The 25,940-nt window shown below is 36.3% G+C and carries 27 protein-coding genes; 6 read left to right on the top strand and 21 right to left on the bottom strand.

Annotated features, from left to right (window positions below):
* Nucleotides 1-10 precede the first annotated feature (10 nt).
* The 19 genes from AAY42_RS13800 to AAY42_RS13890 all read right to left on the bottom strand — a co-directional run bounded on the left by AAY42_RS13800 (nucleotide 11) and on the right by AAY42_RS13890 (nucleotide 16,472).
* A complete protein-coding gene (locus AAY42_RS13800) occupies nucleotides 11-928 on the bottom strand; it encodes a DUF5829 family protein (RefSeq protein WP_055396217.1) in 918 nt (305 codons plus the stop codon).
* 36 nt (nucleotides 929-964) lie between these two features.
* Complete coding sequence (locus tag AAY42_RS13805; protein ID WP_055396219.1) at nucleotides 965-1,498, bottom strand: DUF4442 domain-containing protein; 534 nt, start codon at nucleotides 1,496-1,498, stop codon at nucleotides 965-967.
* 17 nt (nucleotides 1,499-1,515) lie between these two features.
* On the bottom strand, nucleotides 1,516-2,100 hold the full coding sequence (locus tag AAY42_RS13810) for a DUF1287 domain-containing protein (RefSeq protein WP_055396221.1): 585 nt from the start codon (nucleotides 2,098-2,100) through the stop codon (nucleotides 1,516-1,518).
* 34 nt (nucleotides 2,101-2,134) lie between these two features.
* Complete coding sequence (locus AAY42_RS13815; RefSeq protein ID WP_082433449.1) at nucleotides 2,135-3,613, bottom strand: S41 family peptidase; 1,479 nt, start codon at nucleotides 3,611-3,613, stop codon at nucleotides 2,135-2,137.
* Between the two features lie 190 nt (nucleotides 3,614-3,803).
* Nucleotides 3,804-4,340 carry a DUF5946 family protein gene (locus tag AAY42_RS13820; RefSeq protein WP_139063738.1) on the bottom strand — a complete coding sequence of 179 codons (537 nt, stop codon included), beginning with the start codon at nucleotides 4,338-4,340 and terminating at the stop codon, nucleotides 3,804-3,806.
* Between the two features lie 132 nt (nucleotides 4,341-4,472).
* Nucleotides 4,473-6,509, bottom strand: coding sequence for a glycosyl hydrolase family 95 catalytic domain-containing protein (locus AAY42_RS13825; RefSeq protein WP_055396227.1), 2,037 nt, complete (start codon nucleotides 6,507-6,509; stop codon nucleotides 4,473-4,475).
* Nucleotides 6,510-6,786: 277 nt separating this feature from the next.
* Nucleotides 6,787-7,116 carry an antibiotic biosynthesis monooxygenase family protein gene (locus tag AAY42_RS13830; protein ID WP_055396229.1) on the bottom strand — a complete coding sequence of 110 codons (330 nt, stop codon included), beginning with the start codon at nucleotides 7,114-7,116 and terminating at the stop codon, nucleotides 6,787-6,789.
* 39 nt (nucleotides 7,117-7,155) lie between these two features.
* Complete coding sequence (locus AAY42_RS13835; protein WP_055396231.1) at nucleotides 7,156-7,626, bottom strand: DUF1801 domain-containing protein; 471 nt, start codon at nucleotides 7,624-7,626, stop codon at nucleotides 7,156-7,158.
* An 87-nt stretch (nucleotides 7,627-7,713) separates the two neighbouring features.
* Nucleotides 7,714-8,460, bottom strand: coding sequence for a YqjF family protein (locus AAY42_RS13840; protein ID WP_055396233.1), 747 nt, complete (start codon nucleotides 8,458-8,460; stop codon nucleotides 7,714-7,716).
* Between the two features lie 69 nt (nucleotides 8,461-8,529).
* Entirely contained in the window at nucleotides 8,530-9,045 is a 516-nt protein-coding gene (locus tag AAY42_RS13845; protein WP_055396235.1) for a hypothetical protein, read from the bottom strand.
* Between the two features lie 37 nt (nucleotides 9,046-9,082).
* On the bottom strand, nucleotides 9,083-9,469 hold the full coding sequence (locus tag AAY42_RS13850) for a hypothetical protein (protein ID WP_139063739.1): 387 nt from the start codon (nucleotides 9,467-9,469) through the stop codon (nucleotides 9,083-9,085).
* A gap of 105 nt (nucleotides 9,470-9,574) precedes the next feature.
* The gene (locus AAY42_RS13855) at nucleotides 9,575-10,408 is read right to left on the bottom strand and encodes an alpha/beta fold hydrolase (RefSeq protein ID WP_055396239.1); all 834 of its coding nucleotides are present in this window, start codon (nucleotides 10,406-10,408) and stop codon (nucleotides 9,575-9,577) included.
* Between the two features lie 75 nt (nucleotides 10,409-10,483).
* A complete protein-coding gene (locus AAY42_RS13860) occupies nucleotides 10,484-11,227 on the bottom strand; it encodes a CPBP family intramembrane glutamic endopeptidase (protein ID WP_175288771.1) in 744 nt (247 codons plus the stop codon).
* A gap of 179 nt (nucleotides 11,228-11,406) precedes the next feature.
* The gene (locus AAY42_RS13865; RefSeq protein WP_055396244.1) at nucleotides 11,407-11,874 is read right to left on the bottom strand and encodes a GNAT family N-acetyltransferase; all 468 of its coding nucleotides are present in this window, start codon (nucleotides 11,872-11,874) and stop codon (nucleotides 11,407-11,409) included.
* Between the two features lie 149 nt (nucleotides 11,875-12,023).
* Nucleotides 12,024-12,311: a YciI family protein gene (locus tag AAY42_RS13870; protein ID WP_055396246.1), complete on the bottom strand. Its 288-nt coding sequence runs from the start codon at nucleotides 12,309-12,311 to the stop codon at nucleotides 12,024-12,026.
* A gap of 77 nt (nucleotides 12,312-12,388) precedes the next feature.
* Nucleotides 12,389-13,090, bottom strand: a complete 702-nt coding sequence (locus AAY42_RS13875) for a hypothetical protein (protein WP_055396249.1) — start codon at nucleotides 13,088-13,090, stop codon at nucleotides 12,389-12,391.
* A gap of 162 nt (nucleotides 13,091-13,252) precedes the next feature.
* Nucleotides 13,253-15,313, bottom strand: coding sequence for a TonB-dependent receptor family protein (locus AAY42_RS13880; RefSeq protein ID WP_055396252.1), 2,061 nt, complete (start codon nucleotides 15,311-15,313; stop codon nucleotides 13,253-13,255).
* A 47-nt stretch (nucleotides 15,314-15,360) separates the two neighbouring features.
* On the bottom strand, nucleotides 15,361-15,924 hold the full coding sequence (locus AAY42_RS13885) for a cysteine hydrolase family protein (protein WP_055396254.1): 564 nt from the start codon (nucleotides 15,922-15,924) through the stop codon (nucleotides 15,361-15,363).
* 29 nt (nucleotides 15,925-15,953) lie between these two features.
* A complete protein-coding gene (locus tag AAY42_RS13890; protein WP_055397941.1) occupies nucleotides 15,954-16,472 on the bottom strand; it encodes a hypothetical protein in 519 nt (172 codons plus the stop codon).
* A gap of 126 nt (nucleotides 16,473-16,598) precedes the next feature.
* Between AAY42_RS13890 and AAY42_RS13895 the strand changes: the two genes are divergently transcribed.
* The gene (locus AAY42_RS13895; protein ID WP_055396256.1) at nucleotides 16,599-17,363 is read left to right on the top strand and encodes an exodeoxyribonuclease III; all 765 of its coding nucleotides are present in this window, start codon (nucleotides 16,599-16,601) and stop codon (nucleotides 17,361-17,363) included.
* Nucleotides 17,364-17,419: 56 nt separating this feature from the next.
* A complete protein-coding gene (locus tag AAY42_RS13900) occupies nucleotides 17,420-18,460 on the top strand; it encodes an aldo/keto reductase (protein WP_055397943.1) in 1,041 nt (346 codons plus the stop codon).
* A 47-nt stretch (nucleotides 18,461-18,507) separates the two neighbouring features.
* Here the strand turns inward: AAY42_RS13900 and AAY42_RS13905 are convergent, their stop codons facing one another.
* Nucleotides 18,508-19,572 carry a sugar-transfer associated ATP-grasp domain-containing protein gene (locus AAY42_RS13905; RefSeq protein ID WP_139063740.1) on the bottom strand — a complete coding sequence of 355 codons (1,065 nt, stop codon included), beginning with the start codon at nucleotides 19,570-19,572 and terminating at the stop codon, nucleotides 18,508-18,510.
* A 184-nt stretch (nucleotides 19,573-19,756) separates the two neighbouring features.
* On the opposite strand from AAY42_RS13905, the gene AAY42_RS13910 reads away from it, so the two are divergent.
* Nucleotides 19,757-20,014, top strand: coding sequence for a hypothetical protein (locus AAY42_RS13910; RefSeq protein ID WP_055396259.1), 258 nt, complete (start codon nucleotides 19,757-19,759; stop codon nucleotides 20,012-20,014).
* A gap of 126 nt (nucleotides 20,015-20,140) precedes the next feature.
* On the opposite strand, the gene AAY42_RS13915 is transcribed toward AAY42_RS13910, so the two are convergent.
* The gene (locus tag AAY42_RS13915; protein WP_139063741.1) at nucleotides 20,141-20,602 is read right to left on the bottom strand and encodes an Lrp/AsnC family transcriptional regulator; all 462 of its coding nucleotides are present in this window, start codon (nucleotides 20,600-20,602) and stop codon (nucleotides 20,141-20,143) included.
* Nucleotides 20,603-21,126: 524 nt separating this feature from the next.
* Here AAY42_RS13915 and AAY42_RS13920 point away from each other — a divergent pair.
* Genes AAY42_RS13920 through AAY42_RS13930 form a run of 3 tightly spaced genes read left to right on the top strand, consistent with a single transcriptional unit; the run spans nucleotide 21,127 to nucleotide 25,844 of the window.
* Entirely contained in the window at nucleotides 21,127-24,090 is a 2,964-nt protein-coding gene (locus AAY42_RS13920; protein WP_055396263.1) for a TonB-dependent receptor, read from the top strand.
* Nucleotides 24,091-24,120: 30 nt separating this feature from the next.
* Nucleotides 24,121-24,624, top strand: a complete 504-nt coding sequence (locus tag AAY42_RS13925; protein ID WP_055396265.1) for a hypothetical protein — start codon at nucleotides 24,121-24,123, stop codon at nucleotides 24,622-24,624.
* Between the two features lie 26 nt (nucleotides 24,625-24,650).
* The gene (locus tag AAY42_RS13930) at nucleotides 24,651-25,844 is read left to right on the top strand and encodes a pyridoxal phosphate-dependent aminotransferase (protein ID WP_055396267.1); all 1,194 of its coding nucleotides are present in this window, start codon (nucleotides 24,651-24,653) and stop codon (nucleotides 25,842-25,844) included.
* Nucleotides 25,845-25,940: the final 96 nt, after the last annotated feature.

Genomic DNA, 25,940 nt, shown 5'->3' on the forward strand with positions numbered 1-25,940 from the left:
CTAATTGATATTAGTTCTGAAGAAACCAAAAAACTCCCTTATTGTTTTTTATCTCAATTGAGACGTTCTTACCAAAATAATGTATCTGATCTTTTGTTGGTTGAGACGTATCAAAAGAGATGGATTCAATAACCATAGAATTACTTGGTTTTCTGGATTTTATACTAATCAAAAATCCTTCAGGAGATACATATTGATTAGGATGTGTTTCCACATAGCCAATGGATTTAAACCATTTTTTATAGAATTGGGTCTCTATTTGATTGAGCGTTAGGGTAACACCAGAAAATCTTTTAACAATTTTGTTCTTTCGTTTTTCTTCAAAATCAAGCAGATAATTTTTCCGAAGGAGAGAATCATTTTGATGTATAAATCCGTTGTGGTAATAGTATTCTTTCTTGTATTCCATCACCCATGATGTAAGTAATGTTTTGCTGTTAAAAATGGAATCTTTAACACTAAGGGATTTAAACCATGGAACTATTTTCTTGCCATAGTTTCTTTTTCGGGTGAATGTGTCCAAAGTATAAGTTTTCTCTAATTGCGACTTTAACGTGTTCAAGTCCCCAACTTTGTTCACACTAAAAGCAATCCCTCCAACTCCTTTAGGTACTGTGCCATAAATACCAGATAGACCGGCAGAATCAAAAAATTCAATATAGTTTTCATCTCCGTACATATAGGTTCCAGTCCATGTTTGCCCGTTTGCCTCAGTGGTCCTATTTTCCAAAGCAACAAGTTCATCGGTCACAAAATCCGAAGAATTTATGGCATTTAGGGCAGTGGAATCAATAACAAAATAGAGGTGGTTAAAATTCAGCGCTACTTTGTTATTGGCTTTTCTTTGTTGAGCAAAAGAGGAAGAATGGATTCCTATTAGCAGCACGAAAAAGAATAAAAAGGGCGTTGAGGTTTTATGAGGATGCATATGGTCCTGATTTTTAATGGATTGAATAGTTGTTAATTAGGTGTTTTTTTCACTCAGTATTTTTCTTTTCTTTTTATAATACGATTTATCTGCAATATAAATGGTTTTCTGAACCTTACAGAATTCAGTGGTTTTATCCTTATTTGTAAGCGCGGTAGTTTTTATAATCTCCATTTCGTTTTGTTGGGCAATACTATTTTTAATTTCATCCAATTCTTCCAAGGTATACGTAAAATTGGCATAAAGGTGTTCTCTAGCAGGACGTTTAAAAAAGATTTCGGCAGATTTGTCCCAAACCACAAAGTCTTTCCCAAGAAGGTTCATCAACTGAACCATAGGTATCGGATCCACAGCTGAAAACATACTGCCCCCAAAAATGGAATTCACGTAATTTTTGTTCTTGTAGCTTATAGGAAGTTTAATGGTAATGTTTAGCAAATCTTCGGAAACATGGGTAATTCTTCCTGTACTTCTGCGATACATGGGAGATAGATTAAACCCATATTTAAAGAGCTTGTGTTTTTTGATAAATTTCGCTCCTATTTCAGAAAGGTTTTGATAAATTGACATAGCGTTTACTTTTCAGTTTAGTGAATGGTACTGTAGCGATAATGCCCAATAATCTTAAAATCAAAAAGCATATCTTCCAAGACTTGCCCGCTGCCAATATTGTGCACTATTAGATTCCGGTTGCCATTGTTGGATTTTTTATTCACCACAATACCAATATGGGTAACAGCGCCGCCAAGGTTCCAGCAGACAACATCTCCAGGCAAGTAATCTTCTGGGTTATCTGTAATTGGTTTTTCGGCCCCTTTATGTTTAAAGAAGGTCATTAAATTTGGAACTCTTCTGTGGTCAATATTTTTATCTGTTGAGGTAAGGCCCCAAATTTTCGGATAGTTTGTAAAGTTGGCTTTCATGTCCTCGTGAACTAATTTTTGAAGGTCAACTCCTGTTTTTCGATACGCCCTGATTACAACATCGGTACAGACACCTTTGTCACTGGGGACATCTCCATTGGGATAATCAATGGAAAAATAACTTGGGTCATAGGTGACTTGTTGTTTTGTGAGTTCAAGGGCAGCATTGACCAAATCAAGATTTTGAACTACAGTCTGGGAAAGACAAAGATTAAATGATAAAAATAAGAGCAACAATATCTTTTTCATGGTCTAGGGCCTAATGTAGATGTATGTACTTTTCTTATTTGTTAATAATTTCAAATACTTTTTCGAGTTCAATATCTTTTTCTGTAATTAGGTCTTCAATTGTTTTTTTAACCATAATATCTGGAGCTAACCCTTTATCAACCTGTTCAACGGTTGGATAATACCCAATTAAAGGAATATCAATTTCTATTTTAGAGTTAGGTAACCTCAAAAAGAACATACTTCCTCCATTTGTTCCTTTTAGATTTCCTCCAGTCTCGGTCCCTATAATTGTTGCCATTTTATTTTGCTGCAATAAGTGAGCTAAAAAAAAGGTGGCAGAACTATTGGCTTCATTCACTAACAAGAACACATCACCAGAAAAAGCATTTTCGTTTTTAGCAATTTTTTTAGAGGTGTTCTCTTTTTTCCATGTGTAAAACCCATTATTTAAATCGATTACTTTATCAGTTCTATCATAGAAGCTTTTATCCCAAGTTTTAAGATATGGTTTTAATTCATCAGAAATGACATCATAAGTAAGTAGCTCCTTATACTCAGGGAGCTCAATAGTCTTTTTTGCAAGATGATTTGCTAATACTAGATTTACCTCTTCGTCACCACCTTCATTATCTCTAATATCGATGATAAGGTTAGGAATGTTTTTGGATTCAATTTCTTCAAAAGCATCCGCTAAAAACTTTTTCCAATCAAGGGTCATCTTGTAGGTTACGAAAGTACCCAGTTTTAAATAAGCGGTTTTAGGGTCTAAAATTTCAAAAGACCAAAGTTCATCATAATTGGAAGCTTGTTTTCCATAGTTTTCTTCGATTCGGGTTAGCCTTTCACTTCTGCTAATTAGTTTTATTTCAACAGTAAAGCTTTCATCACTTCCTGTTTTTTGTGCTTCCAGTTTGTAAACGGAATCTATAGGAGGATATAACAGTGGGAAATAAATATCAAAAGCTTCAAAGGTCCCCAAACCGGTTAGTTCCAAATCCTTTAATCGTTTACCATCATTGCTCCCATCACCTTTTACATAGGTAAGTAGCGTATCGATAATCGTAGAAACAGGTACCTCATTAATTGAAATAATTTGAGTCTTGTTCAACAAATTATTGCCCGAAAGATTCTTGGTAATGACCATCTGTTTTTCAAAAAGAGAAAACGTAAAAGGTACTTTATCACTTTGGTTAAAAATGCTATCTTGAATTATTTTGGGTTGGTTGTAATAGCTGCAGAAGGTATGTCCGCATTTTAGCTTACGTGTAAATCGTGATAAGCTAAGATAAAATTCGGTAGTCGATAAGCTTTTATTTAGTTCATTTTCAAGGTCTAGGAAATGTTTTTCAATCGCCGTGCTGTCTTGGTATCGATATAAACCAGGGTGATATTCTTCAAGCACTTCTTTTAATATCTTGTAATCCTCTTGTAGTTCAGCAACTAGTATCGAGTCTTTAAACACTGATTGTTGGCCTAGTAATTGAAAACTAAAAGCAAAAAATAAGGTGATTGAAATTAGTATGTCCTTCATTTTATATACATGTTTTGTCACTATTCGATGTTTTGGCCAAGGTTCAGGGCCATAATCAGTTCGGGAATAAAAGCGCAATTTTTTCCGTTTAAGCGATTAGCCGATTCTTTTTGATTTGGAGAACTTTATAAATATACCCAAACTTTGGGTTTTGCACCAAAATCCAAATTGCTTTTAGCCGTTATTCTGTCTAGTATTTTATATTGAATCCCGTTTCTTCTAGGAAGTGTAAAGCCCATTTTTCTATGGTTATTCTTTCTTTTGCCCAAGCATCCCACGAACTTTTTGCCCATATTTTGGACAGTTCAAAATGATGTTCTGGTTTTTCATTATCCCAAATATCGAAAATGGTCAGGCCATTAAATTTTTCTAGCTTTTGTAACGGCTGCACCATTTTATGGGTTTTGTTGAATTGGGCAAATGCCATTTTTAACTCGGCTGCTGAATCCAAATTCATACTTTTCTCAAATAAGAAATATAAACTCACTAAATGAATACCTACCGAGTTGATTGCCTTTTGATTTGTTACATCTCCTGGATGTTGGGTTGCATAAGCATCAACAGTATAGTGATGGGCTTTTGAATATCTAAAATCAGAATATTCCTTTTCCAAAACTTCAGTAAACATTTCGTAACAGCCTGGAGAAGAAAGCATGTACTCGTGACAATTCCCTTCAAAATTTAAAGCCTTTGCACCACAAGAAAAACAGGGTTTATACTCTTCCATTTTTTTCCTTAGTACAAGTTGTCAAGAAGGCTGTGAAAGCGGTTGTACCATTTTAAATTCCTTTAGATTTTAAAACTAAACCGCTATTATTTAACATTGCTTGCATTTTGCCTTTCCATATTTAATGATTTTTCATCTATCAATTCTGTAGATTTTATTATCTGTTCCAATACCTTTTATGGTAAGGGATTTCCATTGTTTTGGAAGAATAGGATCTTTTTGAACTATTCCTTTATCGGTAAACTCCAGTCCACCAAAACCAAAAAGCACACTTTGTAACATTCCACCGGCACCAGTCGCAAAATATGAAAAGTTCGATGTCGCCACTTCTGATAAAGCACCAAAAGGAGCTTGTTGGTTGGGGACATAGCTTTCCTTGAAAAGTCGGTACGCATTATCTACATCGCCTTGTCTGGCATACAAAATTGAAAAAATGGATTTACCCATTGCAGGACCCTCTTTTGATAATTTTGGTTCATAATATTTCAAATCCTTTACTATTGTTTCTTTATCAGCCACAATATTTAAGGGAAATGAAAGTAAATTTACATCCGCTTGTTTAATTATTTCTCCATTGTAATTTTCGTGCTCTTTACTCGTACCATCTTCAAATTTCAGTATATTAATATTTTCCGATACCAACTGCCACTCTGGGTTTGGTGCAATACCAATTTCATTGGCGGCTTTGGTTGCAAATTGTAGCGCAGTAATTGCAGCTCCATTGGTAAAAGCATTGTCATTTACATTAGGCGCAAATTCATTTGCACCAACAACATTATTAATGGAGTAACTGCCATTATTGTTAGCGGTTACACGACTTACCCAAAAATCCGCTACTTCCTTCATTAAAGGATATCCTTTTTCGGACAACCATTTTTTATTTTGGGTGACGCGGTAATAATTCCAAAATGCAATTCCAATATCAGCTGTTATGTGATGTTCAAATGGGCCAGTAAGAGCAAAAGGAGGGGTAGCCTCTTCTCCAGTATCATCACTCTCCCAAGGAAACATAGCACCTTTATAACCATAATTGATTGCTCGTTTCTTAGCAGGTTCTAATCTGTCAGAACGATAATTTACCAAAGAACGGGCAATGTCTTGATTAAGCAAGAGCAAGGGTGGAAACATCCATAATTCTGTATCCCAAAAGATATGTCCATTATAAGGAGTTTGTAATGAGAGTCCCATTGGAGCAATGCTTAAGTCTGAATCTCCGCGACCAAATGCATACAAATGGTACAATGCTAAACGTACATCTTGTTGCGATTGTAAATCACCTTCAATAATTATATCTCCTTGCCAAAGTTCATCCCATAAAGCTTTATGACCCGCTAAAAGAACATCTTTTGAATTCAGTAAATTGAAAATTACCATTCGTTCTGATTCTGATTTTGGGTCAGAGAAATTTTTGGTAGTGCATTGAGCACCGGTCCAAGCAAAATTTAGATTCTGATTTTTCTTGATGTTGTAATCAAAGGATAATGTGTTTTCATATTCTGAAATGATTTGATGCTTCAATTCAGGTCTTTGGTGTTCTCTGGAGGAGTTTATGTGATGCCATATGAATGTTCCAGATGTGCTTACAAGATGTTTTCCAAATGGACTTTTCGCAACAGATTGCAAGATTGGCATTGTTGTTTCCACATCTTTTAATATTTGAAATGTATTTTTTGGGGTCTGATACTCTTTTGGGGTTAGTATTTTTCCTGTAACTTTTACATCAACTTCCTTTAAAGCTTCAACACGAATATCTATATATCCTGTATACTGTAAATTGCGGAGAGCATAAACTGTACAAGAAACTGTCGCTTTATCTTTATAGTCGAAACTTGTGGTTAAAGCGGCATCTTTCATATCCATAGTTTGCTGCCAATTGGTGATATTTTCTTCTGCAATTTTTTCTCCGTCAATAAACATGTCAAGGTTTCCAAAATTCATGCCGTGAAGAACTTGACTTACTTTGAGGTTAGGGTCAACATCATAAACATTGTTTAGTACAATGTGCTTTATTTTTAGAGGTTTTGAAGATGATAACATTCCAATTCTACCATTTGCAATAGCAATTCCGGTATAATCAGAATTGTCATTCGTGCTTATGTGCCATTCGTCATTTTGAGCGATTATTATTGAACTTGAAATAAATAATAATATGAAAAGTATTTTTCTCATTACTGTTTGTTTTTTTAATGAATGCCAACTTCAGTGCAAAATGTATTGCATTGATTTCTACAGAAATATAGTAAAATTGTATAACTATGCTAAGGGAATCTGAGGTGTTATTTTGTTTCCTTATTACAAGTTGTCAAGAAGGTGGTGAAAGCGGTTTTATCATATCGATTTTCTTTAATTGCCAAATCCAAAAGATTTGCCCCAATTACCAAATATGCCCAATCCTTTAAAAATAGTATCTATCGCCCTATTTGTTATACACAGTGCTACCAAAGATTTAGTCGTTTCTTATAATTTCAAATTGACCCGGAGAAACTTTTATGGGGTGTGGGAAGCCTTTTCCTAAGACTTTCATATTGTCATCATTTAACCCTTCTTCGTTCTTAAATCCTGTATTTACAACGGATTGAAACGATTCATATGAATCCCAAACAACTATATTGACAAAATTGAATTTGTTCTCCTTGTTAATTGTTCGGTAAAAAGTTGAGCTAACAAATCCTGGTTTGGTCTTAAAATATTCAATGTAAATGTCCCTCACTTCTATTGCTTTTTCTTCAAACCCTTCAGGTACTTCTATGGAATTTATTACACTTATTTGTTTCATTTAAAGTTCTTGTTTCGAATTATATGGGGTTATAATTTGTTAGCTGCTGGTTTTTCCGTTCGGTCTTATTTTCTTTTCGGAGATTGACATAACTATGCTTTTTGGTTGAGAATTCTTTTCGGTCAACTCATAATTTAAGTTTTCAGAAATTCCGACTGCCTCCCAAATCATATTTTTTATTTCTTCTTTTGGGAAAGACCGAGAATCCTTGACAGAAATATGCCTTATCAACTTTCCTTTACCATTAAGTTTTACAGTTTCCTTTGTCAATTCCGCTCCACGATTAAATCCGAAATTTACATGCCCAGAGTAAACTGAAATATGACAAAAAGCATCTTTAAGTTTTTCCGATTTCGAGTAAGCCAAAGCAACTGCATTATAATTGTCCCAAATCAATTCGTTCGCTTCTGGAACCAAATCTGTAATAAAATTTCGCAATTCCAGGGTTAAGTTTTGAATTTGCGTGTCATAGGGCTCTATGAATTTTTTTAGTTGTGGATTCGGTTTCATTCCTTATCTGTTTCGTAATCTTAATTTTTCAGCCCAGCAGTAACTTTCTGGCCGCGAGGAGTTTCATAAGTAGGCGTGAGCAAGCAATTACTTATAGCCGTTGTTATGGATAGTTTTAGCGTTTTTATTTTTCCCCCAGGCTATCACTTTTACTCCTTTTGAATAGTGAATTTTCATGGGTTTATCCTTTATTAATTTTTCAAACCTTGGATATTTCAAATCTAATGTATCCAAGCCAACTTCATTAATTGGCCATTCCAAATGATGAATCTCAAATTCGCTAATCGACGTGTTCGTATCTTGGAAAAGAGCATATCTTTCAGTTAGCCATTTGTCCAATTCCGTTTTTTCGTTAAGCTCCTTTCCAATTACAAACTCAATGTCAAGGCTATCATTAAATTCTGGGTTTTGGGATTGATATGTTTTTTCGGTCCGATTGATTTTTGAAAACCTATACGGAAGTCCAGAAATTCCTTTTGCAATTTTACATGACAAATTTTTCCCGCCTTCAATGCTTAAAAAGTAAACTCCGGTTTTATTATTGGACTTTACATAAGTTCGAATATTAATTTCGTCAAAATCCGAAATTGGTGGAAAAGAAGGCAGGTTTTTTGGTCTTATCTTTTCCATTGTAAAAGCAACAACCGAAATCCATGGTTTTCCTTCAAAAAGGTCAATTTCAAGTTCCTTTGGAACAAACTTTTTCAATTCAGATAATTCCACTTGCCAATGAAGAAATAATGCATTATTCCACTCTTGATAAAATTTCCAACTTTCAGTCGGCATTTTCCAAGGTCTGTGTCCAGTTGTATTTAATATCTCTCGATATTTCATTTATTAATTTTGATTCGGCTTAAATGACGCATAGCATGTAGACTTTGCGGGCAACAGATTTTTCTGTTACTATTTATCAGAATCGAATCCATAAATGGTGGTTTGCATACCTGCAATTTTCCATTCTCCATTTACCTTTTCCATAAGTCTAGTCTCTCTTTTCCGTCCACGTATTGAATCCTGTTGTTCATAGGTAACCCAAGCCCCGTTTTCATAGAGACGGACATCAATTTTGTCCAACAATTTTGGTATAGGTTCCGGTTCTGGATGCTCTTCAATAAAGGTTTTGACGAATTGGCTTATTTCGTTCCAACCAACTGATTCGGAAAAACTGTTTTCAGGGAAGTCAATATAGGTTTTGGTTATGTTTGAATCATGAACCCATTTTTTCTTCCATGCATCGTAATCCCTTTCAAAAGCGGCTTTGGTTTCATTATTTAATGTTTCCAATATTGCTTTTTTCTCTGCTTCAGAGTCTATCAACGTACCTACTTCAATATTCTGATTGTCTTTTTTTACTTCTCCGCAACGTATTGAGATGAGTATAAGCAAAGACATGGGGATTAATAACTTTTTGCTGTTCATTTTCTTTGATTTTTTAACTTATTGCGAAAGTTTAGGTTTAGTTAGGTGCTGTTTTCTTTAATCTTACTCCGGGTTTTCCGGTATTCGAGTTTTTTTCAAAAGATTTAAAGCCATACCCCTTCTTCACCAATACCCTTTGAAAATTAGTTTCATAATGAATCCTCCAGCCATTATATTCATTCATTGTAGTATCGGCATCTTTGAAATAAAGAGTTCTATATTTTCCTTTGTTAAAATAATTTCCTCTTCCATACCAGACCTGTCCATCATCTGTGATAAAAAAGTGTTTGAATGTTCCATCTGAATTGAAAATATATCTGTTACTGAACATGGCTGCATCATTTTGTATGTAAGTATTACTATCCTGAGCTTTAGTAGTAAAGCTTATCAAAGACAGAGATATGATTAACAGTGATCTTTTCATTTCTAATTGCATGGTTCTACACTAAACGTTGTGCCGTGATTTCTACGAAAATAGAGTAAAATCGTATAACTATGATAAGGAAATCTGAGGTGTGGGTCCTGGCTTTTATTGTTCAATAAATTCTATTGTCACCTTTATGGATTTTTCAGATTCCTTGCCAATCCAAAATAAATGCCCCCATTCATTGTCCAATTTAACTAGTCTTGAATTTTGAATTTTCTCTTTGGAATGTATTGCATGTTCAAACGAAACGCTGTTGTCATATGTACTATGGATTACAAGGCTTGGGCACTCTATCTTTTTAATCGTGTCTTCACTAATATCTTGGTCTATGTCATTTAGAAATCCTCTTTTTGAGCGATAATGTTTGATGGCCGAAATGAGTTCTTCAATATCCTCTCTACGAAGTTCATGTGCTGGATACGTTGAAAATTGAGGATAAAAACTGTTGGCTATGATCTTTGGGAGAATTTTGGAAAAGAATGTAACCATGCCCCAGGTGATTCTTTCCATTTTCGGATTGAAAATTATTTGTGCTGTTTTATAGATCTTCTCGTTTTTATTGAGCCATTTTTTAGAGATAGCCGATGCAAGAATCAACTTGCTTACTTTATCAGGATAATTAGCGGCCAGTTCAATTGCGGTCAGTCCACCTGCGGAAATACCATAAACAATGACATTGTCCAACGATAAATTATTTAGTAATTCCGATATTAATTCGGCTGCTTGTTTTGGGGTTCGGTTTCCATTTATAGGAGTTTTGCCGTATCCAGGTCGGGAAGGATTTATTAATAGGAATTTTTCTAAATTAAACCCTTTGTGGCAAAGTGTTTCATTACAACTTGAATGTCCACCGTGTAGAAATAAAATGGGCATTCCCTTTCCAATTGAACTGTATTCAATATCTCCAAGTGGGGTATTTGCTATTTTACAGTCCATATTTCAGCTTCTTCTACTTCCCTACAATGATGTCGCATGACTATCAGTTATGGGGTAATATGCGTTAATTTTTGGCTACATAGTGTTGTGGCTTCTTTTTACTATTTTCTTCTGTCTAATTGATAATCTCAAAAATATAATACATACTATAAGCAATAATATTATGGACAAAATAGAATCTTCTATTCCAAATTCACTTCCTATTAATAAAACAGGGCCATCAAAATTTGAATTGATTATATGTTCTTCTTCTGTTCCAGAGAGGTTAGAACCATAAAAGGGCTGTGCAAAGTTCCACCCCAAATGGAATGCAAAAGGGAGCCATAACCTTTTCGTGTAGGTGTACATAATACTATGCGCAAATCCAAAGGTTAATAATAGTAGAATGGACAATAGGGTAACATTGTCATTAAACAAATGTGGGACTGTGAAAATGATGGATATTAATAGCAAAGCCAAATAAGTACCAATCCATTTTTCTATAATTCTATAGATAATCAGTCTAAAAAAAACCTCTTCGATTAAGGCCGCTAGCACTAAAAACGAAAATGGGGCCAATAAATACGATAAGTCAGAAATACCATCAATCGAATAGTAGCCGAGTAGATAAAGAATTAAAATAACGAACGACAAAACCAAAAACCCGAAAAGAAAGCCACCAAATAATTCTGTTTTTAAATTTGTTTTGGAAAGTTCCTTAATTTCTCTTTTTTCAAATAGTTTAAAAAAATAAAAGTAGCTTACTAATAGGACAATAACAGAGAAATAATTTATTATGGTATCTCCAATTGGCTTATAATCAATAAGATGGTAAACCATGGGTTTTGTAACCAAATTTTGAATTCCAATAAGAACTCCGAGACAGATTGCAATTCCTAAAACTATTTTTACTATAGGAAAGTGAATTATTTTTTTTAAAGTAGGTTTCATTGTTAAATTTCAGGCTTGATTCAAATAAGCTCTCTAACGGTTTGTATAAATAGTCTTTTTGATGTTATTTACATCTTATTTTGTTTGGTTTTTATTTCAAGATTGAAATGGTCAACCTTTTCACCTTTACCTATGGTAGATTCGTAAAATTTAATAGCCTGCTCATCTTCAGAATGTGCCTCAACAAAAATTGTTTCAATTCCATTCTTTGTGGAATACTCTTTTATGAAGTTAATTAATTCTTTTCCTATTCCTTGGTTATGAAGTTCAGTTTTTACGGCTATATCATAAATATATAATTCGCTTTTGTCATTATAATATCTTTTTAGTTCATACGCGGTCAATCCACCAATAATTTTATCATTCTTTAATACCGCAACTGCATAAAAATCTGGTTTGGCCAATAACTTCTCCAAATGCTCTTTTGAGCCTACTGTGTGGGACTCTTCAAAAACCTCGTTCAATAATTCAATAAGATCTATAAATAAGTTTAAATCATTCTTTTGAAGTCTTGAAATTTTTAAACTTTCTTTCATGTTAGTTTTCCATTAAACACAAAATGGCATATCACAGATTATAAGTTCGAATTCTTTAGTTTGGTGTAGACTTTAGCAATTTCGAGAGTATTCGGAATTTATCAAATTCGCTGTAATTGCGATTAAGCATTGTTGTGTGTTCCTATAGTTTATTTAATCAAAAATTTCAATTCGTCACAAGTTTTGCTTGGCACAAATTCAGTTAGTTCATAATCCGCTACCCCGTTTTTCTTGAAAGGATCTTTTCCAATTATTTTTTCTAATTCTGATTTTGATTCAATATTCGATAAGATTATTCCACCTGTTCTTGGAATTTTTCGTCCGGAGGCAAGGAAATGTTCCAATTCATATTGTTCATTTAAAAATTCAATATGGTCGTTGAGAAATTGGTCAACTTTTTCCAATTCGGTTTTATAAGTCAGATTTATAATGAACATTTAGATTTCTTTTTTAATTCGATTTTCACTAACATCTATTTAGGGATGATATATTAAAAGTAGGCGAGAACAAAGAATTACTTATGGACATTGTTACTTGCTGGCTTTTTATTTATTATTATCTGTCCAAGTAATTCAGTTCCTTCTTGATTGAAAAAGAAAGTTGTCGAGTCACTCGGGTTTTCTTTATTCGAAATATGCAAACTTAACAGTTCGTATTTTGAGTCATACTTTTTAGTGTTATAGGTCAATTCCTCAAGTCCATTTATAGTTATATAATCTGAACTTGATTCTATCAAAGAGTTATAAATCTGTAGATTTAATTCGACACTTTGCGAACCAATACTTTTTCTCAATTCATTCTCTTTGCTATATTTCTCTATTGTTAATTTAATTAGAGGAAGTTTAACTCTGTAGTCAATGTATAAATCTTCTCTATCCAAATACATTTGAAGCAATTTTTTAAAGAGGTCAGTGTCCGACTTTAAATCTGTTCCCTTGTATTCATCTGTATTTTTGGTAATTTTTAGATTGTTGAGTTTTATTCCACTTCTTCTAATTTCTAAATCAGCTTTATAAATACAATTGTCAGTCCAACTTCTTGCAAAGAATAATGAATCCTTATGAATGAAAATATTCCATTTCTCATCCATACTTCCTGCAAAAAACCCTCTGCCTAAAAGCTCGAACTCTTTTTGAGATAAGTCAATATCCAATTCAGTCTCGACATATTTATTTGAGAATGATTCGGCTATTTTTATTTTTCTTTCGGATGTCATTTTTCAGCTTGCAGGTAACGTTAGGATATATAAACCTAGCCAAAAAAGTAAATATATCCAGGGGTTATCTTCCACTTTTTTAGAAAGCAGTATAACACAAATACAGCAACAACCTCTGGTATACAGGAAAAAATATAACTTAAATTTAAACGGGTCTAGTGTCTAAAGCATGTACTCCAATTGTATTCCTCCATAAAAGTTTCTGTTGTTTCCAGGATAAAAATAACGGGGCTGTGCACCACCAAAACCGACGGCATTGATCAAAACACTTTGGGCATAGTTGGTGTTGAACACATTGTTTGCCCCAAAATTCAGTTGCAAGGAAAAACGGGAAGACAATGTGGTCGTGTATGCCAGTTTTGCGTTAAAAACCATGAATGAGTCACTCTCTAAAGTATTGGCATCAGTCAACGGAATATTGTCCACAAATTGGTGGGTAAGGTTCAGCTGTAGCCCGTTGGGATGTCTAAAATCCATTCCAGAACTGATTCGGTTTTTGGGAACACCGGTCAACGGATTACCGGAAAAATCATTGTCGCCATCCACAAAATCCACAAAACTATGGTCGCTTAGCGTATAACTTATATAGGGTGAGACCTGTAGTGCTTTGAAAATACGAAACGCATATTTTAGATCCAGTTCCAAACCTTGATGGCGGGTTTGGCCCGCATTTCTTCCAATAAATTGATCTTCACCCACACGTTGGGCCACCAAGAGATTACTAATGTTCATTCGAAAGGCCGTTAGATCAAAGAATAATTTCTTTTTTAAAAGGTACACTGAGGCACCTAGTTCATAATTGGTTCCCTTTTCCTGTGCAATATCAGGATTGATGACACCATCTGGGGTAAGGGTCTCTTCCAAACTCGGATTGGAAAACCCACGGCTTATATTGGCATAGAGTTGCCCATGCTTTACTTGGTAGCGCAGTCCAAAACTTGGCAAAAGAATGGCATCGAAATCCCGTTTTGCCGAAGTATTTTCACTTGCCTGGTTGAACAGGTCCCTAAAATCGTAGTTGGTTTTGTTGAGGTTAAACCCTACTTGTGCAGAGAATGAATTTGACAAAGGATAGGTGAAAGTTCCAAAAAGATTCAGCTGTCTTCTAAACTCTCTGTTCCTGCTCAATGCTTCTCCTTGCAAGCTGCCATTACCATTGTTCTCACCGAACAAATTTTCAAAAGTACTCCAATGGTATTCGTCCTTATAAAGTTCACCCCCAAAAGTATATTGGGCATTTTCCAAAGTGCCCTCAAAGACACTCCTAAAACCAAAACCGTTGGTAAATTCATCCAAAATATTAAAAGGCCGGGGCTCGTAATGATCTAAATACGAATAAAAAATACTTGTAGTGTTCTGTAGTTTTGGACTAAAATTATGGGAATACGATATGCCCGCCAAGGTATATTTATTGGCCTCAAAACCCTGTGCAGCCAACCAATTTGAAGCGGCCCGGGTAGGGTCTTCATCAAAGTCTGTCTGATGTAGGGAGCTGGGAATCTGTGCGGTGTAGTCTATATAGTTTATAAGTAGCCCTAAACTGCCCTTGGAGCCCAATTTTATGTTGGAATTCAACAAAAATCCATCCCTGTCAAAGTTGTTGTTTTGCCGATATCCGTCGGTTTCAAAATGGTTGTAACTAAAAGTTAGGTCAAAGTTTTGCGCTCCATGTTGAAAAGAAAGGTTTTCCTTCAACATTTTATAGGACCCCAAGGTAAAACTATTGGAAAGTATGGTCTCATCCGCCTGCTTTTTTTTAGTATTGAGGATGATGGCTCCGCCCAAATTGGCTCCAAAAGAGGTGGCCTTTGGTCCTTTTATGATTTCAATAGCCCCTAGATTTTCAAAATCGAAAGCCTCAATGGTTGATGACCCTGTTCCATTGGTAACAGGGATACCATTGAAATACAACCTGAGTTTGTCTGTGCCAAATGGTGTCCTCGCCCCAACTCCACGAATGGTAATTCGGTTGGTGTTCAACGCTCCCGAAAGCACATACACCCCTGCAACCTGATTCATGGCGGAGGCAATGTCTATGGGATTGAATTTTTCAAAATTCGTGGGGCCAATAGTTGACGAAGTAGTAATTCCCGCTGCTTTTTTTGCAATTACATCTTCCATAAGAATTACCTCATCCAACCGGGTAATGGAATCTTTTTTGATTTCCTGCGCAACAAGCTGAAAAGTAAAAAGCAAAACTAAAATTGAAACAAGACTTTTCATGCAGATGTACAGGTAATGGTTAAAAGTAAGAAGAAGGATTAAATATGTTAAGGTGTATTGTTGTGGAGTTGATTCAAAAAGGTTTTTGTGTCCAGTATTTGTGCAAACTCGTTATTGAGGTTGGCCAGCGCCACTTGATGCACAGTTTCGGCACTTAACGCTTCACCCAAAACTCCTTTTTTATTAAAAGCTGCCGTGGCATCAGAAATCAAGGTAGTGGCAAAACCAAGGTTGGAGGCCATTCTTGTGGAGGTGGAAACGCAATGTTCCGTTGTCAACCCTACAATAACGACATCCGTAATGCCTTGTTTTTTTAGTCGGCCTTCCAAATCCGTTCCAATAAAAGCACTGTTTACATTTTTTTGGATTATAGGTTCACCTTCTTTGGGTTGTACCAATGGATGAAATGCATTTCCTTTTTTGGAGGGATGTAAGGGTGATTCAGGATTTGTGGAACAATGTTGAATATGGAATAGGGGGAGTCCTTTTTTCCGAAAAACAGTCAAAATCTTCTGGCAATTGATTTCTGCCTGCGGGTTGTTGCGTTCTCCACCATAAAAATCCAATTCTTGTAGACCAAGTTGAATGTCAATCAATAGTAAGGCTGTCATCAGAGAAAATTAAAGCCCAAAAGTAAAGATTAAAACCTAAATCCTATGGATAAGCCTGCTCTGTACATAAACGTTTCCTGAAAATCTTCTGGGTTAACATTTCTGCCAAATCCAGCATGGAGTTCCAAGGTAAATTTTTCACTTCGAGTAGCCCATTTGTTTCCCAATCCCAGACCCAGTGCTAGTGTACTGTAATCTTTGTTCCGTGCGCCAAGGGGGTCTTCCATAGAATCATCCTCACCCGTATAATAGAGTCCAAAGGCCTCCGCAAAAAAGCCGCTTCGGGGCTGGTATCCAAAATAGGCCCTAAAGTTTGGTCCTATACCAAAATTTCCGTTGTAGTCCGTTGGGTCATTATCAAAATAAACCGTTCCACCAATACTGGTGTCTTCACTTAAATAATATTCATAAGAACCTTCAACTGTGCTTGAAACTAAAAACAATCCGGCGTTGAACTTTAGTTCATTATTGTTGTTGAATATTGGATATGCCTGGGCAACGACAACAAAATTTGAGAGCATCAAACCCAAAAACAGTACTTTTTTCATGATATCAATTTTAAATCCAACAGAAATAATCAATTAGTGTTCCAAAATTCAAATTTAAACTATGTACGGAGATACTTCAATTTTAAGGAGCCAAGTACATTAGTTATTTTTAGTGAAAATTTAAAAATGAAGATTATATCATATAATGTAAATGGAATTAGGGCCGCACTGAACAAGGGTTTTATAGAATGGCTGCAGACCGTGGGGCCTGATGTTGTTTGTTTGCAGGAAACCAAGGCAATGAAAGAACAGGTTGATGTCTCTTTGTTTGAAGCTGCCGGCTATAACTTTCATTATTGGTTCAGCGCCCAAAAGAAAGGGTATAGTGGGGTAGCGCTGCTTTGCAAGCAAGAGCCCGACCATGTGGAATATGGAACGGGTATCGATTATATGGATTTTGAAGGTCGAAATATAAGAGCGGATTTTGGCGACATCTCCGTTATGAGCATGTATTTGCCTTCTGGAACCAATATGGATCGCTTGGAATTTAAGCTCACCTATATGGCCGATTTTCAAAAATATGCCAATTCGCTGCGAAAGGAACGCCCCAATCTGATAGTTTGCGGGGATTATAACATTTGCCATGAAGCTATTGATATTCATGACCCGGTCCGCAACAAAAACGTTTCTGGATTCTTGCCTGTGGAAAGGGAATGGATCGGGAATTTTATGAAGAGTGGGTTTATTGACAGTTTTAGGCATTTTAATGAAGAACCCCACAATTATACATGGTGGAGCTACCGGGCCAATTCCAGGGCTAACAATAAAGGTTGGCGGTTGGACTATGGCATGGTGAACGAGTCTTTAAAGGATAGACTAAAGCGTTCCGTTATTCTTTCAGATGCCAAACACAGTGACCATTGCCCAATTCTTTTGGAAGTGGAAAAATAACATTTGTTATAAGCAGTTATGTATTTGGTACTTTTGCCAGTTTTAGATGCGATTTGATGAAATACACCCGACTTCCACATACCAACATTAGGATAAGTAAGATTTGTTTGGGAACCATGACCTGGGGAAGACAGAACACGGAAGCTGAAGGACATGAACAAATGGATTATGCTCTTGAGCAGGGAGTCAATTTTTTTGATACTGCTGAATTGTATCCTGTTCCTGCCAAAAAAGAATTGTATGCCGTTACGGAGGAGATTATTGGCAGGTGGTTTAAAAAAACGGGCAACCGCGATAAAGTTGTTTTGGCATCAAAAATTGCAGGCAGGGGAGATTATACCAAGTTTATTAGAACCACTGGATTTAGCAAAGATGCGATAATAAGTGCCGTAGAAGGAAGTTTGCAACGGCTACAGACAGATTATATTGATCTATATCAATTGCATTGGCCCGAGCGAAACACCAATTATTTTGGAAATCGTGGCTTTAATGCCAATATAATAGATCCATGGGAAGATAACATTCACCAAGTTCTGGAAACACTAAGGGATTTGGTTGCTGAAGGCAAGATACGGCATGTTGGGATTTCCAATGAAACTCCTTGGGCTACCATGCGTTTTCTGGAAGAAAGCAAGGTGCATGCAAGTTTACCACGTATGTTGACCATACAAAATCCTTACAGCTTACTTAACCGACTTTTTGAAGTTGGACTTTCTGAAATCTCGATGCGCGAAAATATTGGGCTTTTGGCCTATTCACCTTTAGCTTTTGGAGTTTTAAGTGGAAAGTATCTTGATCAGATTAAACCAAGAAAAGCACGGATGACCCTTTTCCCTCATTTTGATAGATATATGGGTGAAACGGCAACAGCAGCAACAGCAAAATATCAAAAATTAGCCATGGAAAATGACTTGAGTTTGGCTCAAATGGCTTTGGCTTTTGTAAATACCAGATCTTTTCTAACCAGTACCATTATTGGATCTACCAATATGGAACAGCTCAAGGAGAATATTGAAAGTATGGATATTAAACTTTCTGATGCGGTTTTGGAAGGCATTGAAACCATTCACAATGAAATTCCGAATCCAGCGCCTTAGGGTATCATCCAATGGAAATTTACCTGAGAAAACGTTTTTTAATTAAACTATTGCACCTGATTTTTTAATTTGCCCTGACTGGGGAATCTATAAGAATTTAGAATATCTTTTATCCCTTTGCCCAATGCTTTTTGTATGAGACTGCTCCAGTTATGGTTTCCTTCCAACAAGAAAGCCCCATCCTTTGTTATTGCAACATCCCAACCTACAGATTTTACCGAAGGAATCACCAAGGCTGCTTTTTTGACAGTATTTATGGCTTCTTTCCAATGAGGAATGGTTATACCAACAATTGGCATGTTTGTTGTAGGATGATTGTCTCCCAAGGATATTTTCTTTCTAGGGTCAAATGCGGACAATGGCCCAATTAATTTACCATTGTTGATATCAATTGAGCAGTCAACCCCTCCCTTGCCACTATTATCTACTACGGAATGATTTATACCAGCTTTCATTGTAGCCGCAATAACATCTACCTGATATGGATTTACAACTTGCGTTACTATTCTTAGTGTATTTAGCGAATCAGGATGGATGCTTTTCAACACTGGGTGTGGTTCAATAACTTCCTCAATTAAAGTCAAGTTTTTTCTAAGAAGCTTTTTATGGAAGCTTTCAAGTTTAACTCCATCAAGAAGATATTCACCTGTTTCGGAAACACTTACTTTAACCTTAATAATTTTGTCTCCGGACTGCCCTTTATTTGTTTTGCAGATAAGATATTCTGGAGAATTCTTCTCTATCCATATATTAAACGGGACAGCATCCTTAGAAAGAATAGTATACTTATGACAAATAAAATCCTTGAATTTTTCATAAAATAAACTTTTCGTCTTAAAAAATTTTATCATTTTGGCGTTGTTCATGTTCCTTTGAAATTTGTACATGAACCATGAATTGGCGTAAGTTTTTATTTCCTTGAATTCCTTATTTTCAAATTCGTAGGCAAAATAGTTAATAAAGGCAGTGTCGTATTTTATGAAAGAGAGAATCATTCTCCCAACAATACTGAATCCACTATTGTTTGAAATACTTTTTTCATGCTGAATAAGCTGAAATAGTAATTTAAAGTCTGTTTTCTTCAATAAGTATAGAAGATAAATAAATTTCACGATAGAATGGGGTTGGTATTATTTAACGGGTTTTTTGACCGAAAAGTGTACTGAATATAATTATAACTGACTGTATTATACTCAATTACGGATTAAAGCACTTACTTTTGATAATAGGACACAACCGTTTAAATTCCTTACTACGCTCAACAGTTATTCGAATGCACCCTGTTAAATAACTTTTTTGTTAGGCAAGTACGGTGAATATCATATTCTCTACTTTGGATATAAATTGAATTTTTATTCAGGTTTTTTTGCTCCAATCTTGGTGCTTTTGGATACTCAAACAGAGAAAGAGTCCAACTTTTTGGCTTCAAGAATGAGTTGGCCTATGCATTGTACCGATCTTATTTCTTCTGCAAGTCCAACCTCTGCTACAAAACAGACCACTTCTCAATGGGAATGTCAGCGTTGTCATAAAAAATACACACACAAAGAGTAACAACAATGGAGCAACACAAGGAGAATATTGAAAGTATGGATATTAAACTTTCTGATGCGGTTTTGGAAGGGATTGAAACCATTCACAATGAAATTCCGAATCCGGCTCCGTAAAATAGTTCGGCACTTATTTTGAAAAATCAACATGCCTGTTGGTGTTTTCTTCCAAAGAAATAAAAGATTCAATTCCCTTTATTCCTGGAATACTAAGAATTCTTTTTTGATATATGTTTCTATAATGGTCACTATCACGGGCATGTATCTTTAAAAAAATGTCATACTTCCCACTTATATGATGCAGTTTAACTACTTCTGGAATTTGTAATAGTGTTTCGATTACATCTTTAAATGCATTGGTCTGTTTTAGGTGAATCCCTAAAAACACGGTAAGATCCCAACCAATGGCCTTATAATTCAGTTTCATTGTAGATCCCACAATAAATCCAAGGTCCCACATTTTTTTAACCCTTGCATGGACCGTCCCAGAGGAAATGATTAGTTTTTTGGCAATCTCGGTATAGGTTATCTGTGCATTTTCGGATAGAAGTTGTATAATCTGTAAATCAATGAGGTCAATTTTGTTTTTCATAAGCTTGAATTGAACAACTGCATGATTTAGTCTTTGCAACAATCTTTTGTTCAAACATTAATTGAAATAAATCATGTAATTAACAACATCGATAAATATAATTCATTGTTTAGTTAAATCACATGATAATATTGCAAGAATAAAAATGAAATACTAAACATCTATCAAAATTTTGCATTGAAAAATTGTATTATGATAAAACTGCTTTTAAGGTCATTTATGATGATATTGAAAACTGTCCTACAAGATTGTGGCAAAACCCAATTAATTTTCAGTAGAAATTAAAAAAACTAAAAATTCGTCAGTTTTTTAAAGTTTGTTTAGGCCTATGATGCGCTTTCCTTAGGATTGCAAATTTTCTTTTATGATAATCTGTAAGTAATATTGTTTCAATTAGTTATGAGACAAAAACTAATTGCGTTTTAAGTTTCCGGAACTTAATTTTTTGAACACCATATCCCCCAATATTAATATATGGTAAGGGAGATTATGAAGGTTCTTGTGTAACCTAAAACCAAAATATTATGAAGAAATTTTTGCTAACTACCTCATTACTATTTTTAACTATCATTTCTTTTGCCCAAGAAATAACAGTTGCCGGAACGGTTAAAGATGATACCGGTGTTCCTCTTCCAGGAGCCAATATTATTGTTCAGGGCACGACCAAGGGAACCATAACGGATTTTGACGGAAAGTATACTATTGATGCACCTTCTGATGGCGCCTTGATTTTTTCTTCGCTTGGCTTTGAGACCAAAACAATAGCTATAGGAGGAAAAACAACCATAGATGCAATGCTGGCGACATCTGCCGAACAGTTGGAGGAAGCCATTGTTGTTGGAACTAGAGGCCAACCTAGGACCAAATTGGAAACCGCATCTCCAGTGGATGTAATCAGTATAAGCAAACAGCAGATAAATATGCCCCAATTGGATGTGGGGCAGATGTTGGTCGCTTCGGCACCCTCGTTTACAGCGGTGCGATCACAAGGTGGTGATTTAAGTTCGGCTGTTAACCCACCACAGTTAAGAGGTCTGGGTCCCAATCAACTTTTGGTTCTTGTAAATGGCAAAAGGCGTCATAGTGGCGCGCAATTGATTGGCACAGCAACAGGGGGTACGGCAAATTCCGTAGATATGGATTTTATAACCCCAGATGCTATTGACAGAATAGAAGTATTACGGGACGGAGCTTCGGCTCAATATGGATCAGACGCCATTGCAGGGGTTATTAACCTTGTTACCAGAAAAGGTACGGATAAATTTACCGCAAATTATTCAATGGGATTTTACACCAATAACAATCCTGATCTAAGTGATTCCAATATTAGCGAATCAGACCAAGCATTGCTTGAAGATACTGACGGAATTGATGGTATTACTCACCAACTAGGAGTCAATTATGGAGTCTCTTTTGACAGTGGTGGTTATCTTAACGTTGCCGGAATGTATCGCCAAAACGAGGCAGCCATCCGTCCAAATATAAGCGGTGCTACCCCATATGGTGATTCGTATTTGAACAATGAAAGAACTGATGCTCAAGGAAATATTATCATTACCAACCCTGAATTATTGGCAGCCCAAGCTGCGGGTGATGCTGCTCTTGCTGCAGAACTTCAGACCGATGCAGGATTACTGGCAGCTCGTGGTCTTACGGCAAGGGATATCTCAACCTTTGCAGGCTTACCCGTTTCAGTGCTAGGTTCTGTTTCATACAATTTGGAACTTCCACTATCCCAAAATTCCGAAACAACTTTTTATTCTTTTGGCGATTTTGGATATAAGAATACAGACGGCTTTGGCTGTTTTTATCGTAGGGCAGCACAGACGGACCGCTTTAATTATGACCTTTACCCCAACGGTTTTAGACCTCAAATGATAATAACCCAAACCAATTTGGCTTTCACAGGCGGAGTAGAAGGAATGCTTGGGGAATGGAATTTTGATTTCAGTAATACATTTGGGACCAATACCCAAAGGTACGGGCAATTCAATACATTCAATGCAAGCTTACAGTCAGAATCGCCTACAACAATGGATTTGGGGACTCATAAATTCTCACAGAATACGCTCAATTTTGACATTTCTAGATTCTTTCCCGATTTCTTATCTGGTCTTAACATAGCGGGCGGAGCTGAATTTAGGGTAGAAAACTACATTATAAATCGTGGACAGCCGGAAAGTTTTGAAGCCGGAGATGCAGGGCTTTTTACGGCTACGGAAGATGATCAAGCACTCATTGGGCCAGACGGTTTTCCATTGGAAAGTTTAAATGGGAGCCCTATTGTAGACGAAAATGGAGATGCCCTCATATTGCCGTATGGTGGTGTTAGTTCCTATCCCGTATTGCAATACAGTCCAAACTGCCAATGTTTTAGGGGTTTTGCCCCAGAAAACGAAGCAAACGAGTTTCGCTCGGTTACCGGACTTTATTTGGATGCGGAATTGGATGTCACGGATAAATGGTTCGTAAGTGCAGCAATTCGTACAGAACAATACTCAGATTTTGGAGGGGTTTTCACTGGAAAATTTGCTACACGTTATTCCTTAACAGATAATTTGGCAATCAGAGGTTCTGTCAGTAATGGCTTCCGAGCTCCCTCCTTGCAAGAACTGAATTACTCACATACCTTTACCTTCTTTGTAGATTTAGATCCTTTTGATGGAACACTATATCCAAATAGCAGCCAGGCGGCAAAAGCAATTGGTATAGAACAGCTACAAGAAGAAAGGTCCACTAATTTTGCCTTGGGAATCACGGCAAAACTGTTCGACAAATTAGACCTTAGTGTTGATGCCTATCAAATAGATATTAAGGATCGTCTGTTTACAACGGGGAACTTTAGCGCGGATGATGCTCCTGTATTGGAACCAATTATTGGTGCTGGTTTGGCAAGTTTTAGAATCAATGGTGGTGATGTTAGTACGAAAGGGGTTGAAATCGTAGCTAATTATTCAGATCGTGTTGGCGAAGGAATGCTGAACCTCAATTTTTCCGCAATCTTTTCCGAAAGAACTTTTGAAGGAGCCAACGTTCCTGATTTAAATACTGCACTGACCGATCAAGAACTTGAAGAGCTGTATATAGACCGACAGGTAGTAGGTTCATTTGAGTTAGGTGTTCCAACAACTAATTTTATTGCATCCGCAACATATAGTCTGGGAAAATGGTCAGGCATGCTTAGAGGAAACTATATTGGGGAAATATCTCGAATAGATGATGGAATAGGAACCTTAACGGATGAAAACTTTCCAAATGTTGGAGAGCAAGGATATTCCGATCAGACCTTTTCTGCACAGTTTACAACGGATTTGGGAATAACCTATGCAGCGTCAAAGAATTTATCTTTCACGCTCACTGGACAAAACATTTTTAATAATTATCCTGATTTATATAGGTCTGAAGAAAGAGGTTTTTACTTGTATGGTAATGGCCAACAAGGATCTCTTGGAGCTAACTATTTAGTAAGAGCAACATTAAGTTTCTAAAATTTCAAGATAATTTAAAAAATAAAAGACATGATAAAGACATATATAGAAAAGTTAAGCGTATTCACAGTGTTGATGGTAATTTTCAGCTCATGTGATATAGAGCGATTGGAATCGGCCCAAGAAACGGCCGAAGGGGGTGGAACCATAGAAACTTTTACCGCTTATACCATAGACTCTACAGACCCCACTGGATCGAATGTTTATGGAAGAATAGTTTTCTGGAAAACCGATTTAGATCAGACTTTGGTGCAAATTTCTCTCTACAACACCATTGCCGATATTATGCATCCGGCAGTGTTGATTAATGGAGTTGCAGGAGCAGGCACAACAACCCTATTGGCATTGGATGAAGTAGATGGAAGCACGGGAGAATTATCGGACAACAAATTTTTTCTCATTTCAGACACAGCATTTTATGATTCCATATTAACTTTAGATGCCCATGTAAGTATCAGCTTAAGTCCATCTGATGATACTATAGTAGCTACTGGAGATATTGGAGCAAACGCAGACCCTGTGGATTCAAATTAAACTTTTTTAATCTTAAATATAGCACAATGAAAACAACAACAATTGACAGACGAGCTTGGTTAAAGCGAGGAGCTTTAACAGCTGCTGGGGCAGTTATGCTCCCACACTTAAGTTTTGGAGAAACCCCAAAGGCACCAGTACTGTTGGACGCAAATGGTGATGCAATTTACACGCCATTTTTTAAGGAATTTCTTCCGGATAATTACAGGGAATTACCGGAATTGGCGGCTAAGTTGAATGCCAATGAGAATCCATATGGCCCTTCACCCAAAGCAATAACTGCCTTGAAAGAAGTTGCAACTAAAGGTAATCGATATGCTTGGTTTGAGCTTTTTGACCTTATGGGGAAGATAGCAGATGCAGAGGGGGTGGATGTCAAGAATATTATGATGGGCCCAGGTTCTTCAGATTTGTTGGAGAAAACAGCAATGGTAATGTTTATGAAAGGGGGCAATGTAGTATCTGCAGATCCTTCCTACATGTCATTGATACGAGTGGCAGAAGCTACAGGAGCCACTTGGAAAGCTGTGCCCTGTAAAGAGGATTGGGCTCATGATTTAAAAGCCATGGAAGCTGCGATAGATTCTGAAACTAAGTTGGTGTATATCTGCAATCCCAATAATCCAACAGGCGCAATGACCGATCATGAAGAGATGGTTGATTTTTGTTCCAGAGTCTCTGAAAAAGTCCCTGTGTTTGTTGATGAGGCCTATCTCGGGTTTTTAGAGGATGGCGCAAAGAAGAGCATGGTATCTCTTGTGAATCAGGGTAAGGATGTAATAATTGCCCGTACATTTTCCAAAATTCACGGTATGGCTGGATTAAGAGTTGGCTATGTTGTTGCACAAGAAGCTACATTGGAAAAAATTCAAAAGATCACACGTGGAGGAATGGGTATTTCCTATACCTCAATTTTTGCTGCTGTAGCGAGTATGGACGATGTAGAGTTTCAGGATACTTCTAGAAAACTTAATGCGGAGTGCAGGGAATACGTCTACAAAAGCCTAACAAAAATGGGTTTCGAGTATATTCCTTCAAGTACAAGCTTTATCATCTTCCCAATTGAAATGGAAGGCAAAGCCTTCTTGGAAAAAATGACCGCAGAAAAAGTTGGGGTACGTGCCTTTGAAATTAACGGAAAAAATTGGTGCCGTGTAAGTATGGGAACCATGGAAGAAATGAAGCTGTTTACTGCAGCTTTAGAAAAAGTGCTTATTTAAGTTTGTTAGAGTTAGCCCAAGAGTTGGATGTTAAAGCAACTATTTAATTTCCGCTCTTTGGGCTATCCTATATATTACTTATGCAACCAAACCAAA

Source organism: Flagellimonas eckloniae, assembly GCF_001413955.1.
Taxonomy (GTDB): domain Bacteria; phylum Bacteroidota; class Bacteroidia; order Flavobacteriales; family Flavobacteriaceae; genus Flagellimonas; species Flagellimonas eckloniae.